A 17350-nucleotide genomic window follows, 5' to 3' on the forward strand; every position below is an offset into this window, starting at 1 on the left:
AATATAAAAAAGATGCATGGGTTTACGCACAGACTTTAAATAAGATGCTGAATTGGTTTAAAACCGTTCAATTATTCAACGACTGGTTCACCATACAGGTCGAACGGCTCTGCTGATGTAATTTTTATATGAGCAAAATCACCCACTCTCAAGTAATGATCTTTAGCGCTGATCAGCACTTCGTTGTCCACTTCAGGTGAATCAAACTCCGTTCTTCCAACGAAATACTCACCATCCTTTCGATCGATCAATGTCTTGAAGGTCTTACCCACCTTACCTTCATTGATTTCCAGGGAAATGCCTTCTTGCAACTCCATCAATGCATCTACACGTTCGTTTTTCACCTCTTCGGGTACGTCATCATTCATGGTGCCGGCATGTGTGTCTTCTTCATGCGAATAAGCAAAAACTCCCAGCCGATCAAATCTACTCTCTTCCACAAAATCCATTAGCTCTTGGAAATCTTCTTCGGTTTCACCAGGGTGTCCTACGATCATGGTCGTTCGTATCGCAATTCCTGGTATTTGTTCACGAATTTTTTGGAGGAGTTTGGTTGTCTTCTCTCTATCCGTTCCTCTGCTCATCAATTTCAGCACTTTAGAAGAGCCATGTTGTAATGGAATATCCAAGTAACTACAGATATTATCCTTTTTAGCCATCACTTCTAAAATGTCTTCAGGAAAACCAGTGGGGAATGCGTAGTGCAAACGGATCCAATCTAACCCTTCAACTTCTGATAGCTTTTCCAACAACTCGGCTAGATTCCTTTTTTTATACAAATCCAAACCATAGTAAGTGGAGTCCTGAGCAATCAATAATATCTCTTTAACACCATTTTTCACCAGATTCTTAGCCTCCGTCACCAATTCTTCAATGGGTCTAGAAACATGCTTTCCTCTCATCAATGGTATGGCGCAAAAAGAACATGGTCGATCACATCCTTCAGCGATTTTCAAGTAAGCATAATGATTGTCTGTGGTGATTTGTCTTTCACCAATTAACTCATGTTTATAATCAGCCTTAAACTTCGCCAAGATAGATTTGAGGTCAGTTGTACCGAAATACTCATCTACATCTGGAATTTCCTTAGCCAAATCGTCTTTGTATCTATGAGACAGGCATCCGGTCACATATAATTTCTCTATATGGCCTTCTTCTTTAGCATCAACAAACTTGAGAATGGTGTCTATGGATTCTTGTTTGGCGTTTTCAATAAAACCACAGGTATTCACAATTACTGTTGTCGCATCGTTCTCCTTAGACTCGTGCACGGCATCTATGTTGTTTCCTTTCAATTGAGTGAGAATCACTTCAGAATCCACCAGATTTTTAGCACACCCTAGGGTCACCACATTTACCTTCTCCTTTTTTCTACCTTTAGTCTTCAATGCCTTTGGATTTTATTGATTGCTGCCTTCTGGCAGGCGAATGCAAAATTAGGTGAAGCAAGGCAGAAACCCTAACAGGTTTTCAAACCCTGCTTGGGTTGATTTAAACAAAAATACCGCCTCTTTCGAGACGGTTTGGAGTAAGAGTTTTGAGTTTTAACCTTTATAATAACCCTCTATAAACGTCGAGGATTTTCTTTCTAAATATGATGCTATACTTAGCATTCACTAATTCTATTTCAGCTCTATTTTTATTATTCAAACTTTCTAAGTAAGTGTAAAAATCAGTGTTTCCATGTTCATACCTAGTTTTTACAAATTCAAATGACTGATTCAAGGCCACCAAATTGTCTTCTGCCGCCTCATATGTTTCTTGAGCATTAATCAAATCCAAATAGACCCTCTGTACTGTATTAGTTACATCCAACTCCGCTTGATCGAGTTGAAGATCAGCATTTTCTTTGTTTAACTTAGATATCTGCGTATTTGTCTTGTTTCTATAATTATTAAAAATCGGAACAGTCATCCTCAACTCAAGTCCCTTATTTGTTAGATTTTCGTACTGTTCTCCTATAGGTATCACCTGATCGTTATTATCTTTTAGAAGTGAAGAATATTGCGTCGAATAGTCTCCGATCAAACTAACCGTTGGAATCATAGACGTTTGCGTTCTTTTAAAGTTGAAATGAGCTGCTTCAGCATTGGCCATAGCACTTTTTAACGATGGAGAATATGCACGACTCTCTTCCAATACCTCTATGTATTTTTCTTTCTCCATGACGCCTTCATCTTCCTGAAATTGATATGGAGCAACCTCGTAGTTTCTTGTGACCTCGATCTGCAATATCTGTAACAAGGTCAAGTGATCCGTCAACAATTGATTTTGTAGATTTACAAGTCGTAAATTTTCATTAGCCAATTGTGATTGGAAATTGTACACCTGCTCCAAATTTCCTACACCAACAGAATGTCTCTTCTTTTCTCTTTCTAACTGTTGTGACAACAATTCAATTCGATCTTCAGATATTTTGATATTCTCTTTATCCAAAACCACAGCTAAATAAGAACCTAATACGGACGCCTGTACAGTCTGCTCCTGTGCCTTAATCAAATTGACATTTGACTCCAAAGTTTTTGATGTGGCCTTTTTATTATAGAAATTATTCATTCCATTAAAAAGCACCAAGTTGGCCGAAACACTTAGAAAACTACTCTCATTAGAACCTGTAGCAAATTGCCCAATATTACTATTAAAGCTTGTTCCGTTGTTTAAACTGAAATTACCAAAACCATTGACATTTGGCAAAAAATTCATGATCGACTGAAAGTCATTCGCTTTGGCAATATGGGCATTGTTTCTTGATTGCTTAAGCTGAATATTATTTTTCATCGCTATCGAAATACAATCATCCAGTGTCAATATTTCTTTCTCGGTTGATTTGTCGACTGCCGTAGAGTCCTGGTTTTGTCCAATCGACTCCAAACCAGTAGACACTATTACAATCAATAGAACTATCCTTTTCACTATTCCTATCTTCATTTCATTTCAAGTTTTCAAGTCTTTGAGTATTCCTTGGGGTGAGTTGAGTTTGAGTTTTGTCCCTGGGATTTGGCTGTAGTTAGCCAGCCGGTGTCCTTTTCACAAGAACACCGACTACCTAATTGAGCAGTTGTAATTGGTAATAATATTATACTAATGCCTTGTCTTTGGCATTCACATTTTCAGATACAATTTGACCATCGAATAAGTGAATGACTCTATCAGCATATTCAGCATCTACAGGTGAGTGAGTTACCATCACGACAGTAGTACCTTGTTCATTCAAATCGCTCAACAGTGTCATTACTTCCTGACCATTAGCAGAATCCAAGTTACCCGTAGGCTCATCGGCAAGTATCAACTTTGGTTGAGCCACTACAGCTCTGGAGATGGCCACTCTTTGTTGCTGTCCACCCGATAGCTGCTGAGGGAAGTGGTTTCTTCTGTGCATGATTTTCATATGCTCCATTACTTCCTCTACTCTTTTCTTACGCTCAGAAGCAGAGTATTTCAAGTAGATCAAAGGCAATTCAATATTTTCGAATACTGTGAGTTCGTCGATAAGATTAAAGCTTTGGAATACAAATCCAATATTCGCTTTTCTAAGATCTGCTCTTTGTCTTTCGCTATAATCAGAAATTTCTTCATCTCTGAAATAAAATTCTCCTTCAGAAGGATTATCCAAGAGTCCAACAATGTTTAGCAAGGTAGATTTACCGCAACCTGATGGTCCCATGATAGCAACGAACTCTCCTTCATTTACATTGAGGTTTACTCCTGCAAGCGCAGTAGTTTCGATCTCATCAGTGTAATAGAATTTTTTTAATCCGTCCGTTTTGAGTAGCGTATTCGCGTTTTCCATTTGAATATTGTTTAGTATGTTTTAGTTCTTTTTAATTGATTATTTAAATACAAGTCGGTCTTTATCTTCGTAACCGTCGTAAGAAGAGACAACAACTTTTTCGCCAGGTTGCAATCCTTCGATTACTTCGTAGAACCTTGGGTTCTGACGGCCCAATCTGATATTTCTTCTGGTGGCATACGAACCCGATTCGTCCACTACAAAAATCCAGTTACCTCCAGTGGTCTGATAAAAGCTTCCTCTAGGAATTTGTACAGCTTCAATGTTCTCACTCAATTGAAGTTTGATTTGCAATGTTTGACCTCTTCTAATGTCCTCAGGCAATGCATTTTCAAACTTTAAATCGACAGAAAACAAACCGTTAATTACCTCAGGGTATATTTTATATATTTTGAGTTGATGTGTTTGTCCTGCGAAATCAAAAGTACCTTCGAGTCCTTCATAGATCCTGGCAATGTAATGTTCATCGATCGTTGCCCGCACTTTGAATGCGTCCAAATCGTCAATTTGACCTATGTTTTGACCAGGCATAATCGATTCACCTATTTCTACGTTTACTGATGATAAACTCCCAGAGATTGGTGCTTTGATATACAAGTTATCCAAATTGCCTTTGATCATCTCAAGGTTCCTTCTGGTACGTTCAAGCGTTTGAGTGGTTTGTCTAATCTGTGCTTCTGTAGCCTTTTGGTCAAATGCCTGAGATTCGACTTCAATTTGCCTGTTAGTTACCAGTCGATCGTAAGCTCTTTTCAAATTCAAGTATTCTTGCTCAGAAATAACCTTATCATCTCTAAGTTTTGCTCCTCTTTCGTATGCATCTTTTGCTGCATCTATGTCGAAGTCCAATGCAGTCAATCTTCTTTTCAGCTCAAATTTGTTTCGCTGTAAGTTCAACTTGGTATTAGCTAACTCATTTACTAGTCTGTAAGTCTGGGTTTCTTCTCTTACAAAGTTCTGAACCAAGTTGTTGTTTGCGAGTTTCAAAATGGTATCGCCTTTAGTTACCATTTCCCCTCCTTCTAGATATTTCCTTTCTACGTTTCCGCCTTCGATAGCATCCAATCTAATGGTCTTTATGGGCATCACATTTCCATCCACAGGAATAAATTCTCTGAATTGTCCCTTCACCACATCTGAAACATTGATTTTCTCTGCCGAAACATTGAGTTTAGACCCCTTATCTGCAAAGATGAAGTTGTATAGTACAAAAGATACAAACAGCGCTCCGAAGGATATGGATGATATCTTCCCTACTGTCCACTTTTTCTTTTTAATCTTCTTATCCATTAGTTCATTATAATTTCAAGTTCGATCAAGGTATGCCAAGAAGAGTGCCACAATATTACTCAGCTGTTTATCAGATAGTTATGATTTTCGCACTGTCGTGCAATTGACCAAACTTGTTCAGGTATGAAACAATAGGTGTTCGTTTATGACCACTTTTTTAATTGAATTGTATTGGAAAAGAATTAAATGAGAGGAAAAGCTACCTTTCAAAAAAAAGGCATAAAAAAAGGGTTCAAGACTCCTCCTGAACCCCAAGGTCAAAAACTCAAAATAAAAAGGACTAATCAAATCTTAATCCACAACAACAACACGAATATAAATACTCTATTGTTCAAATAAAAATACTCTGTTAAGTAATTCCTTATTTTACCGTTATACACGAATAAATAGTCTTCATTCTATCAAATCACTCATTTTCATGTCAGTTTATTCAGAATCCACTAACCTTAGTTAGTAAAATCCGTGTATCCCTCGGAATAGGTATTTTGACGCTTAATAATCCTAAAGGCCAACAAATTTTAATATAGATTTGTCTCCAATGAACTTTACTTATCCGATCTTTTTGTGGGGACTTTCCGCGCTTGCCATTCCGATTATTGTTCACCTATTCAATTTTAGAAAAGCCAAAAAGGTAAGTTTTTCGAATGTTCGCTTTTTAGAAAGCATTAAAAAGAAAAGTTCTTCCAATCTCAAGTTGAGACATTTGCTCATTCTATTTTGCAGGCTTCTTTTTGTTTTTTTCCTTGTTCTTGCATTTTCACAGCCTTTTATTCCGGGATCGGAAAACGGACTTGACAGTCGAAGGGCACAAATCTTCTTGGATAACTCGAACAGCTTATCTAATCTGACTGAAAATGACATCAGCGGTTTCAATGAACTAATAGGTGTTGCACAAGAAGTGGTAAACCTTTACCCTCAAGAAACCCAGTTTAACCTTTTTACTAATGATTTTTTACCAGGCAGCAGCATTAGTCAATCCAAAATAAAAACAATTGAACGCTTAACGGAAATAGAATATTCAGATTTGGCAAGGACCGGCAGTGAGGTTTTCACCAAATTACAATCTGGCCATTCAGTAGAGTCAAAAGACATATTTATTCTTACTGACTTTCAACATACCACATTAGGTGATTTTAAAACTGTTCAAGATTCAATCAATCAATATCACCTGATTACAGTAGCCAACTCCGAGCAAAGAAATATTTATGTTGATACCGTTATTCTAGTCAATCCTTTTTTAGTTCCCAATCAAAAGAACAGTCTGCAAGTGAAGCTCAAAAACCAGGGGCCACTGGTCAATGATTTGCAAGTCAAATTTTTCATCAATGATCAACAAAGTGCTACTACGAGTATCGATATTGAGGCTAATGCAAGTCATACCGTGACATTTGAACTTTCAGGCAGACTAAACAAAATCAACAGATGCCTGATCAGCTTCGAAGACTTCCCGGTTACGTTCGACAACGATTACTACTTCACTCTTAATCAAGCTGCTCACATAAATATTGTTGAGGTGTCTAATCAAATAAATAGCCCTATAAGCAAAGTTTATGAGAATAATGACCTGTTCAACTTTGTAAGCTACCAATCAGAGAACATTTCTTACCCAACCTTAGAACGTGCAGACCTTGTAATAATCAACGGCCTTCAAACTTTAAAAAACGGTTTGAACGCACAGTTGGAGAAACATCTTAGTGAAGGAAAAACTGTTGTTTTTATTCCAGATGGCAAAGCTCCATCTTATCAATTGGCAAATACAAAAATTTCCAAAGACTCTACTTCTTCCAAAGTACTCCTATCTGTACCAGATCTGAAGAACCCATTCTTTGAAAACATTTTTGAGTCTATAAGTAATGACACGCAGATGCCAGAGGTGTCTTCAAATTACAAATGGAGAACGAATGACATCCAACTACTAAATACCAAAACCGGGCAACCATTCCTTAGCCACCTTTTTCAAAAAGGGAAACTTTACCTATTTGCTGGACCGCTAACGACTTCTTTTTCAATTTTTCATCAGCATGCTTTATTCGTTCCTGTAATGCATAGGATAGCTGAACTAAGTGGTACAAATACACAAGCACTTGCTTTTAGTGTAGACCATACGAATATCACACTCACTGTTGACAGTATTCCAAATGGTCAATTGTACAAATTGAAAAATGAGGTATCTGAACTCATACCATCTCAAAGGTTGAGTGCGAATGAACTGATCTTAGATATGCCAAAATATTTATTGACGCCTGGTTTTTATGACCTTACACTAGGAGAGCACTTATTTACTACCATTGCTTTTAATCATTCGAAAAAAGAATCAAATTTAACTACTCTACCCATCGAAGAGATCGAAGCCAGATTATCTGACATCAAGCATTTAAACCTCTATCAACCTAAAGATGCGGCTTCATTTTCTAAAATCATGAAAGAAAAATATCACCAACGAGAATTATGGAAATATGCTTTAATTTTGTCCTTGATATTTCTTTTTGCTGAAAGTGTGCTACTAAGATTTTTATAATGAATATACTCCTCAGAGAAGCCAAAATCCTCGACCCTCACTCTCCTCATCATAATAAAGTAGTCAACATTCATATCAAAGATGGAAAAATTGTTACCATCGATAAAAAAGAACACCGCGCAGACACTGTAATAGAAGCGAAAGGCATGCTGCTTACTCCTGGCTGGCTTGACATGAATGTTAATTTCAACGATCCGGGGAATGAGCACAAAGAAGATTTGGCCAGTGGCGCAGCCACTGCCGCTCAAGGCGGTTTTACTGGAGTAGTCACACTCCCCAACACAGAACCAGTGGTGCAAACCAAAGGACATGTTGAGTATATCTTATCCAAGTCTAAACCTTATTTGACGGATATCTACCCAACTGCTGCGGTCACGTTAGATACAAAAGGCGAAGACCTCACGGAAATGCTCGACCTTCATGCCGCAGGCGCCATAGCATTCACAGATGGTGAAAAGCCCATTTGGCACACCGACATGATGCTGAAATCGTTGATCTACTTACAAAAAATTGATGGCCTATTAATTAGCCAACCTGAAGATCAACTGCTCACTAGGTTTGGTACTATGAATGAAGGCACCGTGAGCACAGTATTGGGACTCAAAGGCATGCCCACTTTGGCCGAACACTTAATCATCAAAAGAGATCTCGACCTGCTCGAATATGCCGGAGGAAAAATTCACTTCTCCAATATCTCTTCCAAGGAAAGCGTCAAGCTGATAGAGAAGGCTAAAAAGAAAGGCTTTCAAGTCACTTGTGATGTTAGCATTCATCACCTGATCCATACGGATGAGGATTTGATGAACTATGATTCCAATTATAAAATCAACCCTCCACTTCGAACAGAAAAAGACAGGAAGGCACTCATCAAGGGCCTTCAGGAAGGCGTGATAGATGTGATTGTAACTGCGCACACGCCACAGGATGAGGAAAACAAAAAATTAGAGTTTGATCTTGCGGGATTCGGAATATCTGGATTACAAACGATGCTTCCATCTTTATTATCCTTAGGGAAAGAATTAGATCCAGCAGTCTGGATAGAGAAAGTAACTTCGAGTCCAAGATCTATCCTCAAACTTGATACAGCGAGCATTGACGAAAAACAAGTGGCCAACCTCACGCTTTTTGATCCAAAAGCCAAGTGGGTGCTGAATGATGAAACCAACCCATCTCGATCAAGAAACACGCCTTTCTACAATCAAGAATTGACAGGAAAAGTCATCGCCGTCATCAACGGAAATCAATTTCAAACTTTCGAATAATCTACATGAAACCATTATTTAAAGTCCCGTTAAAATTTGGACTTATAGGCGCTGGTATCAATATAACCATGTTTTTTGTACTTCAATGGACCGGATCCAATCCACTGATGGAAATGCGGGTATTCGACTTTTTCATTATTCCTGTATTCATCTTTTTTGGCATCAAAGAGTTTCGTGATACTTTCAACCAGGGGTTGATGGAGTTTTGGCAAGGGATGACTGTAGGCTTCTTTATATACGGCTGTATTGCTGTTCTATATTCAGTTTTTTTGTGGGTTGCCTTACAGTTTGCGGACCCTGATATGCTGGAATCTTACATAACTGAAAGTTTGAATGTAATAAAAGAAAACAAAGACCTACTAACGGAAGAAATGGGAGCTGAAAGCTATCAATCTTCGTATGATGAAGTGAGTAAAACTACTTCATCGGACTTAGCCACTGACAGCTTCGTTAAAAAAGCAGGCATTGGTTTTTTACTAACTAGTGTTTTGTCGACTGTATTAAAAAAGCAACCAAAAAAATAATTAGACTTAGCTGATTTTTAGATCGGCTTTATTTTATTTAACCTTAAACTATTACCAAATGGAATCTAACGCAACCACAGAAGCCATCAAAGGTGGGCTCATTGTAGGACTAATAAGTATCATTTTATCCATGATCATATATGCCATAGATGCTAGCATCATGGTAGATTTGAAATTCACATTGTTTTCTTTTGCCCTTTCTATATTCTTATATTCATACATAGGTAAAAAGTACAGAGAAGATCACCTCGAAGGTTTTATCTCTTTTGGAGATGCTTTCAAGTTTCTTTTCATCGCTGGTCTTATAGGAGCTATTCTCAATGGCGCATTTTCCATTCTACTCTTCAATGTTATTGATCCTGAATTACCAGAAATACTGACCGATCAAGTATTGAAAAATACAGAATCTTTGATGGAAACTTTGGGAGTACCAGCCGAAGAAATGGATGAGGCGCTTGAAAAAACAGAGAAAGACATGGCAGATCAATTTTCTGTAGGTGGTATTCTGAGAGGCAGTTGGGCCTGGGCATTGGGAGCTGCTATAATTGGATTAATTTGCGGAGCAATCGTTAAAAAGAAAAGACCCGAATTTGAATAATGGCTGAATCGCTGGATATATCTGTAGTTATACCCCTCCTCAACGAGGAAGAATCATTACCAGAACTTCACGCCTGGATAGGCAGAGTAATGGAAGAAAAAGGATTTCAATACGAAATCCTTTTTGTAGATGACGGAAGTACGGATAAATCCTGGGATATTATCAGTGATCTAGCTGATAAAGATGCGCACGTCAAAGGCATCAAATTCAACAGAAACTATGGCAAATCTGCTGCCCTTAATACCGGGTTTAAAAATGTGAGTGGACAGGTAGTCATCACCATGGATGCTGACTTACAAGATAGTCCTGATGAAATTCCGGGACTGTATGAACAGATTACCAAAGATGGATATGACCTGGTGTCGGGTTGGAAAAAGAAACGCTATGATCCGATCATGAAGACCATCCCTTCGAAGTTCTTCAACTTCGTAGCTAGGAAGTTCTCCGGCATCAAACTACACGATTTCAATTGTGGGTTGAAAGCCTACCGACGAGACGTGGTCAAATCGATTGATGTCTATGGTGAAATGCACCGTTATATCCCATTCCTAGCCAAAGGGCAAGGCTTTGCCAAAATCGGCGAACGTGTAGTACAACATCAGGCACGTAAGTATGGAGAAACCAAGTTTGGTCTGGAGCGATTCATCTTTGGTTTTTTAGATTTACTTTCGATCTCTTTCGTATCCAAATTCAAAAAACGCCCGATGCACTTTTTTGGATCCTTTGGTACATTGTCCTTTTTCTTTGGAACCTTGATTACTTTTTGGATCATAGGCCGAAAAATCTACGAAATTCAGATGGGTTACCCTGCTCGTGACGTGGTGGATCAGCCACTATTCTTCTTGGCACTTGTTGCAGTGATCATTGGCGTCCAATTGTTCTTAGCTGGTTTCATCGGCGAAATGATGACACAATCTTCTACCAGAAAGAATGATTATTTGATTAGTGAAAAGGTTGGGTTAAAGGGGTAATCAACTCAATTGTAAGTTTTCAGACGAACAAATTCATTATCTTTATTACTAAATTTATACCCGATGGATCTACAGGCAGAAAAGTACGCTTTGATTGAAGAACTTATGAAAGTTGAAGATATCAAAATTGTAAAGGACATCAAATCTATTCTTCAGAACAGAAAAACTGTATTAGGATATGATCCTGATGGGAAAGCTGTCACTAGTTCCAAACTAAGGTCAGACGTATTAGCTGCTAAACAACGAATTAATTCTGGGCAATTCACTACACAAGAAGACTTGGAAAGCGAAGCTGAGAACTGGTAATGACTGAGCAGATAAAGGAATACATCGTCATTTGGGATGATGATGCCAAAATGCAACTTAGAAAAGCCTATGACCATATAAAATATCAGTCAGCATCTAATGCTAAAAAAGTAAGAAATGGCATTTTGAAAACAGCACGAAGTCTCAAAAATATGCCAGAGCGTTATGAGCTTTACCCACCAATGAAAAGAATTCCTGGCAATTTTCGATTTAGAGAGACCCATTCACACCTCTTGATTTATGATGTCACGGATTCTGAGGTCCACATTGTTAAGTTGATTCACAAATTGGAAAACTACAATTAGAGAAGAAAAGAAACATTCAATCCTTCCTGCACAAATGAATAACCTCATCCTTCGGCAAGGCAAATCGAGCTTGGTCTTCTTTAGAAAGTGAATTTACAAAATCATCCTCTACCACGCTAAATCCAGCCTTTCTCAACCGATCAGGATAGTCCTTTCCGTACAGCCTTACGTGGTCATCTTGTCCAAATAGTCTATCCCGTTCTTTTGGGTCAGTAACGGTATCATCCTCAAAAGTTACCTCAGGAACGGGATGAAAGATTGGAATTTGGATGATAGCCCAACCACCTGGTTTCAGCACTCTGTGGATTTCCTTCATAGATTGGATATCGTCAGCTACGTGTTCCATTACATGATTGCAAAAGGCTACATCGAATCGATTGTCTTCGAATGGCATCTCGTGAATATCCATTTTCACCTTAGCCAAAGGTGATTCCAGATCCGCCGTGATGTACTGATCTCCATGAATTTCTTCAAAACGCTTGATAAAGCAAATTTCCGGCGCTATATGCAGGACCTCTTGTCCTGGCTCAAAGAAACTCGTTTTTTGCTTGAGGTACAGCCACATCAATCTATGTCGCTCTAAAGCCAAACAATTTGGACATAGCGCATTGGCTCTAGCCACCCTGCCGTAGGGTACGAATTTTGAAAAATGACTATCACAAACAGGGCACTGTACTTTATTACCTCTATAAAATAGAGCCACAACTTTAAGCGCTACATGACTGAAAAGTTGTAAATATTTTCGCGGAATATGGCGAACAACAAAACTGATGATTTTCTTCAAAGCATTCTGGATTAAGCCGCAAATATAACGTTAGCCCTGAAGATGGGAAGGAATCATTTAATTTTCTATCAACTCCTCCAATTCGTGATTAACCATATCATAGTCAAACTTGAAGGTATATTTTGTGGACTCCATTTTATCGAGAATCTCTCTCACATGGGCAATCACCTTCTCTTCTTTTTGCTTGAGGTGTTCGTCTTTCACAAATTTCAACGAAGCAATCATTTCTGCAAAAGTCGCATTCATAAACTGCATGGCTTTGAATTTTTCTCCTTTGTCCAGGTTATTTTCCGAAATCGTCATGCAAGCATACGCTATCGAATTTAATGCGTTAAAAAATGCCCGATTCAAATCATCTTCCTGAAGGTCGTCGATTCGCATCTCCTTTTCGACTAGCTCCAAATCCTCCACTGCTCTTTCCAAATGAGCAATTGATGAACTATCAGTATACTGTTCTATTACTCGCATTTTCATCATCGCATCATCCAGTTCCTGAATGGCGCGATTATAATTACCATTAACAATAAGATGACGTGCGTCTGAGAGGTTCTTCACCGGCTCCATAGCCAGATCAATAGTTAATTCATTGTGCGCCAGATTAACCAAATGCAAAGTAGTTATTGACACGACAATAAGTAGGATACTGGAGACGGCAGTTGTTTTCTTTTCCGAAGACATATAAATTGATAGTAACAGTTTCAGCCAGTAAACTACGAAATAATACTGAAATTGCTTTCTGTTCTTTTCGATTTCAAGCCTTTCATTTTCAGTGTATTGAAATAGTCCATTAAAATGTAAAATATAGCCAACCAGGGTCAACATCGATTCCCTCAGCTACTATATTTTTTATTGTTGACTGATCTCTTATATTTGCGCTGGTTTAAATGAGAGGGCTTTATGCCCTTTTTTGATTTTTAAATTTGAGTTTAAAAAATTCTAGGAAAAGATATGAGTAATTTGATTTACGTGCCAATCGTATTGGCCTGTCTGGGACTTGTTTTCATGCTGATTAAAATGGCATGGGTAAAGAAACAAAGTGCCGGAAATGAGAAGATGCAAGAAATCTCAAAAAACATTAAAGAAGGTGCATTAGCCTTCTTGAGTGCTGAGTACAGACTGTTAGCCATCTTTGTAGTTGCAGCTTCAGCCGCACTTTTTGGTATTTCAACTATGGTAGAAACCACCAGTTGGATGATCGTCCCTGCATTCGTTGTTGGTGCCATATTCTCTGCTGCGGCAGGAAACATCGGTATGCGTATCGCTACAGAAGCCAACGCAAGAACTACAGAAGCTGCCAGAACCAGTTTACCAAACGCATTGAAAGTTTCTTTCGGTGGTGGTACCGTGATGGGGTTAGGTGTTGCAGGATTGGCCGTTTTGGGTCTTAGCTTGTTCTTCTTGATCTTCATCAACATGTTTATGGGCAATGGCTCTTTCTACAATGACATGACCATGGTATTGGAAGCCCTAGCTGGTTTCTCTTTAGGTGCTGAGTCCATTGCGCTTTTCGCCAGAGTTGGTGGTGGTATCTACACCAAAGCTGCCGATGTAGGCGCTGACTTGGTAGGTAAAGTTGAAGCTGGTATCCCAGAGGATGATCCAAGAAACCCTGCTACTATAGCTGACAACGTAGGTGATAATGTAGGTGACGTAGCCGGTATGGGTGCTGACCTTTTCGGTTCTTATGTAGCTACTGTATTGGCCTCTATGGTATTGGGTAACTATATCATCAAAGACATGGCTGACGCTGGTGTCGTACTTGACACATTCGGTGGTATGGGCCCTATCTTGTTACCTGTAATGATCGCTGGCGTTGGTATTGTAGCTTCTATCATTGGTACTTTCTTGATCAGCATCAAAGACAATTCTGCTAAAGAAGACCAGGTACAAAAAGCATTGAACACGGGTAACATTGTTTCTATTCTATTGACTGCAGTAGCTGGATGGTTCTTGATCGACTACATGCTACCTGAAACTATTGTAGGCATGAAGTTCTTCGGAGAAGGCGCTATGGATATTCCTAGTCGTCATGTATTCTATGCTACTTTGGTAGGTCTAGGCGTGGGATACTTAATCTCCATGTTTACTGAATACTACACTGCGTTGGGCAAAAAGCCAGTTTTAGATATTGTAACTAATTCATCTACTGGGGCTGCTACCAACATCATTGCTGGTTTGGCTACAGGTATGATTTCTACCTTCTCTTCTGTGATCCTTTTCGCTATTGCGATTTGGGGATCATACGAATTGGCTGGGTTTTACGGTGTGGCTATCGCTGCTTCTGCCATGATGGCAACTACTGCTATGCAATTGGCAATCGATGCTTTCGGACCTATTGCGGACAACGCAGGTGGTGTAGCTGAAATGAGTGAGCTTCCTGAAGAAGTAAGAGAGAGAACAGACATTCTAGATTCAGTAGGTAATACTACTGCTGCAGTAGGAAAAGGATTTGCGATTGCTTCTGCGGCATTGACTGCATTGGCACTTTTCGCTGCTTACGTTACTTTCACTGGAATCGATGGTATCAACATTTTCAAAGCAGACGTATTGGCTGCGTTGTTCATTGGAGGTATGATTCCAGTAGTATTCTCTGCTTTAGCTATGAAATCTGTAGGTAAAGCTGCCATGGAAATGGTTATGGAAGTAAGACGTCAATTCAAAGAAATTCCTGGCATCTTGGAAGGAACAGGTAAGCCTGATTACGCTAGATGTGTAGAAATCTCTACGCAAGCCGCATTGAAAGAAATGATGCTTCCTGGTGCCTTGACTATCATCACGCCAATCATCATTGGATTTGCTATGGGACCTGAAGCACTAGGTGCGTACATGGCAGGTGTAGCTGTATCTGGAGTAATGTGGGCGATCTTCCAAAACAACGCCGGTGGTGCATGGGACAACGCTAAGAAGTCGTTCGAAGCAGGTGTTGAGATCAACGGTGAGATGACTTACAAAGGATCTGAAGCACACAAAGCGGCAGTAACTGGTGATACTGTTGGTGATCCATTCAAAGATACTTCCGGGCCATCTATGAACATTTTGATCAAATTGACTTGTTTAGTAGGTTTGGTGATCGCTCCAATCTTGGGTGAAGTATACGGCACAGGCGGACACGGCTCAGAAGTGAAAATGGAAATGATGGGCTGTAAACATGAAGGTGGATGTACCGCTGCTTGTCACACCAAAATGGACAAAAAAGAATGTAAAGCAGGTTGTACCAAAGCATGTTGCACTAGCAAAGGTGAGGCAAAGGCTTGCAAACCTGGTTGCACAAAAGCATGTTGTGCTGCTAAAGGAGAACAAAAAGAAATGAGTACTACTCAAGTTGAAGAAACTACTGAAGTAGAAACGGAAGCTAATGCAACGGAGCAATAAACTTCATAAATTGAAATTATAGAAAAGCGAGGGATGTGAATCTCTCGCTTTTTTTGTGTCTAAGATTGTATTCATTATACTTGAAGCACCATCCAAACTATACCTATGAAGACTTGCATTCAATGCGGCGCAATAACCGAAGGGAAATTTTGTTCAGAATGTGGGCAAAAACAAGGGGTTGCCAGGCTCACCATCAAAACTTTTTTCAGCGACTTCTTCAGTCGCATTTATGGGCTTGACGGGGCTTTTCCCAGAACAGTTATTGGCTTATTCAAAAATCCTGGAACAGTTGCACGCGAATACATCCAAGGGATTAGAGGCAAATACGTAGGGCCAGTTGGCTATTATTTTTTGATGTTTGCCATTTTATTATTGCTGATTAAAATATCAGGATTTTCTGTCTCAGATTACTTTCCAAAAACAGAAGACCTATCAAATTCTATCATCGACAAAACCAAATCTCCACAATCACAAGAGGCCAAAGTCATGGCCAAAATGGTTCAAGAGAAAATTCATGACAACTTGCAGTACATTGCCGTATTGATGGTTCCTTTTGTTGGTTTTTGGTCAAGGTTATGGTTCAGAAAATCAGGGTTTAACGTACTTGAAAGTATTGTTCTCGCTTTCTTTTCCCATGGTCAGGCTCAAATATTTAACATTGTAGGTTTTTTGGTATTTGCTGTAAGCGGTTATAAAAATTCTATAATCATCAGTCTTGTAGCTACGGTATATCAAATGATTGCTATTAGCTTATTTTTTACTCATAGAATAAGCATTAGATCTATCTTCAAAAGTTTTTTCGCCTATTTGCTGGCTTATGCCTCGTTTTTACTATTTACTACTTTATCTATTACCCTCTTGTTGATACTCAAGAGAAGTTTGAACTAATATTTTAAATAGTAGTTTGTCAAAAGCTTCTCAAAAGACCTCGAGTGATTTTGACCTTCTCGTATGTTTAGCTCTTCTGATTCACACCGCTGTTCAGTCTTGGTGATTTTGGATATCACCCGAAAAACAGGTCCTTTTGGTTGATTTCTGATGACCAATGCTTCAGAATAGAACAGGTCCAATTTTTCTACTTCCTCTTTGAACTGCTTACTCTCTAATTCCGGATAAAGGATGTAAGCCATTCCCTGTTCAGAAAGTATTGATTTTAATATTCCTGCGAGTCTTTCTTTGTTGAAATCCGAAGTGTCGTGCTTGGCCAAATTATTCTGACTTGTATCCGACTTTAAACTATTTTTGAAAAAAGGTGGGTTTGCAATAATCAAATCATATCTATACTTAGTTGATTGTGCCCAATCAAAAACATTCTGTTGAACAACATGAATCCTGTCCTTCCAATTAGAATTCAAAACATTTTGTTTGGATTGCTCTGCAGCAGCTTCATCCAATTCTATGGCATCGATTGGAGCTTCTATACGTTGTGCCAGCATCAAAGATAAAAGGCCAGTCCCAGTTCCTATGTCAAGAATTCTACTTGGACTAGAATCAGGAACCCAAGCACCAAAAATGCAAGCATCAGTACTTACTTTCATGGCACATCGATCCTGATGTACAGTGAATTGTTTGAATTGAAAATAGGAGTTAGCCACTATTTAAAACTTTTGAATAAAGAAGCAAATGTAAC

At 38.9% G+C, this 17350-nt stretch carries 16 protein-coding genes; 9 read left to right on the forward strand and 7 right to left on the reverse strand.

Annotated elements, in window-relative coordinates; genetic code table 11:
- Nucleotides 1-71: 71 nt before the first annotated feature.
- The 4 genes from rimO to ACOQO5_RS13385 form a co-directional block, all read right to left on the reverse strand.
- A complete protein-coding gene (rimO, locus tag ACOQO5_RS13370) occupies nucleotides 72-1388 on the reverse strand; it encodes a 30S ribosomal protein S12 methylthiotransferase RimO (protein WP_420582193.1) in 1317 nt (438 codons plus the stop codon).
- Between the two features lie 163 nt (nucleotides 1389-1551).
- Nucleotides 1552-2928 carry a TolC family protein gene (locus ACOQO5_RS13375; RefSeq protein WP_420582194.1) on the reverse strand — a complete coding sequence of 459 codons (1377 nt, stop codon included), beginning with the start codon at nucleotides 2926-2928 and terminating at the stop codon, nucleotides 1552-1554.
- A 148-nt stretch (nucleotides 2929-3076) separates the two neighbouring features.
- Nucleotides 3077-3790: an ABC transporter ATP-binding protein gene (locus ACOQO5_RS13380; RefSeq protein WP_420582195.1), complete on the reverse strand. Its 714-nt coding sequence runs from the start codon at nucleotides 3788-3790 to the stop codon at nucleotides 3077-3079.
- A gap of 39 nt (nucleotides 3791-3829) precedes the next feature.
- Nucleotides 3830-5080 carry an efflux RND transporter periplasmic adaptor subunit gene (locus ACOQO5_RS13385; RefSeq protein ID WP_420582196.1) on the reverse strand — a complete coding sequence of 417 codons (1251 nt, stop codon included), beginning with the start codon at nucleotides 5078-5080 and terminating at the stop codon, nucleotides 3830-3832.
- 538 nt (nucleotides 5081-5618) lie between these two features.
- Here ACOQO5_RS13385 and ACOQO5_RS13390 point away from each other — a divergent pair.
- From ACOQO5_RS13390 to ACOQO5_RS13420, 7 genes are all read left to right on the forward strand, one after another.
- On the forward strand, nucleotides 5619-7598 hold the full coding sequence (locus ACOQO5_RS13390; protein WP_420582197.1) for a BatA domain-containing protein: 1980 nt from the start codon (nucleotides 5619-5621) through the stop codon (nucleotides 7596-7598).
- Nucleotides 7598-8860, forward strand: coding sequence for a dihydroorotase (locus ACOQO5_RS13395; RefSeq protein WP_420582198.1), 1263 nt, complete (start codon nucleotides 7598-7600; stop codon nucleotides 8858-8860). The genes ACOQO5_RS13390 and ACOQO5_RS13395 overlap by 1 nt, the downstream gene beginning before the upstream one ends.
- Nucleotides 8861-8865: 5 nt before the next feature.
- Complete coding sequence (locus ACOQO5_RS13400) at nucleotides 8866-9384, forward strand: DUF4199 domain-containing protein (RefSeq protein WP_420582199.1); 519 nt, start codon at nucleotides 8866-8868, stop codon at nucleotides 9382-9384.
- Between the two features lie 58 nt (nucleotides 9385-9442).
- Complete coding sequence (locus ACOQO5_RS13405; protein WP_420582200.1) at nucleotides 9443-9982, forward strand: DUF4199 domain-containing protein; 540 nt, start codon at nucleotides 9443-9445, stop codon at nucleotides 9980-9982.
- Nucleotides 9982-10953 carry a glycosyltransferase family 2 protein gene (locus ACOQO5_RS13410; protein WP_420582201.1) on the forward strand — a complete coding sequence of 324 codons (972 nt, stop codon included), beginning with the start codon at nucleotides 9982-9984 and terminating at the stop codon, nucleotides 10951-10953. Before ACOQO5_RS13405 ends, ACOQO5_RS13410 begins: the two co-directional genes overlap by 1 nt.
- A gap of 63 nt (nucleotides 10954-11016) precedes the next feature.
- Nucleotides 11017-11259, forward strand: coding sequence for a hypothetical protein (locus tag ACOQO5_RS13415; RefSeq protein ID WP_420582202.1), 243 nt, complete (start codon nucleotides 11017-11019; stop codon nucleotides 11257-11259).
- Nucleotides 11259-11564: a type II toxin-antitoxin system RelE/ParE family toxin gene (locus ACOQO5_RS13420; RefSeq protein ID WP_420582203.1), complete on the forward strand. Its 306-nt coding sequence runs from the start codon at nucleotides 11259-11261 to the stop codon at nucleotides 11562-11564. The genes ACOQO5_RS13415 and ACOQO5_RS13420 overlap by 1 nt, the downstream gene beginning before the upstream one ends.
- A 16-nt stretch (nucleotides 11565-11580) precedes the next feature.
- Here ACOQO5_RS13420 and ACOQO5_RS13425 read toward each other — a convergent pair whose 3' ends face one another.
- The gene (locus tag ACOQO5_RS13425) at nucleotides 11581-12348 is read right to left on the reverse strand and encodes a class I SAM-dependent methyltransferase (RefSeq protein ID WP_420582204.1); all 768 of its coding nucleotides are present in this window, start codon (nucleotides 12346-12348) and stop codon (nucleotides 11581-11583) included.
- Between the two features lie 57 nt (nucleotides 12349-12405).
- Nucleotides 12406-13026 carry a hypothetical protein gene (locus ACOQO5_RS13430; RefSeq protein ID WP_420582205.1) on the reverse strand — a complete coding sequence of 207 codons (621 nt, stop codon included), beginning with the start codon at nucleotides 13024-13026 and terminating at the stop codon, nucleotides 12406-12408.
- A 270-nt stretch (nucleotides 13027-13296) separates the two neighbouring features.
- On the opposite strand from ACOQO5_RS13430, the gene ACOQO5_RS13435 reads away from it, so the two are divergent.
- Together ACOQO5_RS13435 and ACOQO5_RS13440 are read left to right on the forward strand one after the other, a co-directional pair.
- Nucleotides 13297-15720, forward strand: a complete 2424-nt coding sequence (locus ACOQO5_RS13435) for a sodium-translocating pyrophosphatase (RefSeq protein ID WP_420582206.1) — start codon at nucleotides 13297-13299, stop codon at nucleotides 15718-15720.
- 105 nt (nucleotides 15721-15825) lie between these two features.
- Nucleotides 15826-16608, forward strand: a complete 783-nt coding sequence (locus ACOQO5_RS13440) for a DUF3667 domain-containing protein (RefSeq protein ID WP_420582207.1) — start codon at nucleotides 15826-15828, stop codon at nucleotides 16606-16608.
- Here the strand turns inward: ACOQO5_RS13440 and ACOQO5_RS13445 are convergent.
- Entirely contained in the window at nucleotides 16605-17315 is a 711-nt protein-coding gene (locus tag ACOQO5_RS13445) for a tRNA1(Val) (adenine(37)-N6)-methyltransferase (RefSeq protein ID WP_420582208.1), read from the reverse strand. The genes ACOQO5_RS13440 and ACOQO5_RS13445 overlap by 4 nt on opposite strands.
- Between the last annotated feature and the right edge of the window lie 35 nt (nucleotides 17316-17350).

Source organism: Reichenbachiella sp. (assembly GCF_965223055.1).
GTDB lineage: Bacteria > Bacteroidota > Bacteroidia > Cytophagales > Cyclobacteriaceae > Reichenbachiella.

What these genes read in the sequence shown, in the direction of transcription:
- ACOQO5_RS13375 (WP_420582194.1), bottom strand. Translation starts at nt 2,928, where the DNA reads ATGAAGATAGGAATAGTGAAAAGGATAGTTCTATTGATTGTAATAGTG.
- ACOQO5_RS13380 (WP_420582195.1), bottom strand. Translation starts at nt 3,790, where the DNA reads ATGGAAAACGCGAATACGCTACTCAAAACGGACGGATTAAAAAAATTC.
- ACOQO5_RS13385 (WP_420582196.1), bottom strand. Translation starts at nt 5,080, where the DNA reads ATGGATAAGAAGATTAAAAAGAAAAAGTGGACAGTAGGGAAGATATCA.
- ACOQO5_RS13390 (WP_420582197.1), top strand. Translation starts at nt 5,619, where the DNA reads ATGAACTTTACTTATCCGATCTTTTTGTGGGGACTTTCCGCGCTTGCC.
- ACOQO5_RS13395 (WP_420582198.1), top strand. Translation starts at nt 7,598, where the DNA reads ATGAATATACTCCTCAGAGAAGCCAAAATCCTCGACCCTCACTCTCCT.
- ACOQO5_RS13400 (WP_420582199.1), top strand. Translation starts at nt 8,866, where the DNA reads ATGAAACCATTATTTAAAGTCCCGTTAAAATTTGGACTTATAGGCGCT.
- ACOQO5_RS13405 (WP_420582200.1), top strand. Translation starts at nt 9,443, where the DNA reads ATGGAATCTAACGCAACCACAGAAGCCATCAAAGGTGGGCTCATTGTA.
- ACOQO5_RS13410 (WP_420582201.1), top strand. Translation starts at nt 9,982, where the DNA reads ATGGCTGAATCGCTGGATATATCTGTAGTTATACCCCTCCTCAACGAG.
- ACOQO5_RS13415 (WP_420582202.1), top strand. Translation starts at nt 11,017, where the DNA reads ATGGATCTACAGGCAGAAAAGTACGCTTTGATTGAAGAACTTATGAAA.
- ACOQO5_RS13420 (WP_420582203.1), top strand. Translation starts at nt 11,259, where the DNA reads ATGACTGAGCAGATAAAGGAATACATCGTCATTTGGGATGATGATGCC.
- ACOQO5_RS13430 (WP_420582205.1), bottom strand. Translation starts at nt 13,026, where the DNA reads ATGTCTTCGGAAAAGAAAACAACTGCCGTCTCCAGTATCCTACTTATT.
- ACOQO5_RS13435 (WP_420582206.1), top strand. Translation starts at nt 13,297, where the DNA reads ATGAGTAATTTGATTTACGTGCCAATCGTATTGGCCTGTCTGGGACTT.
- ACOQO5_RS13440 (WP_420582207.1), top strand. Translation starts at nt 15,826, where the DNA reads ATGAAGACTTGCATTCAATGCGGCGCAATAACCGAAGGGAAATTTTGT.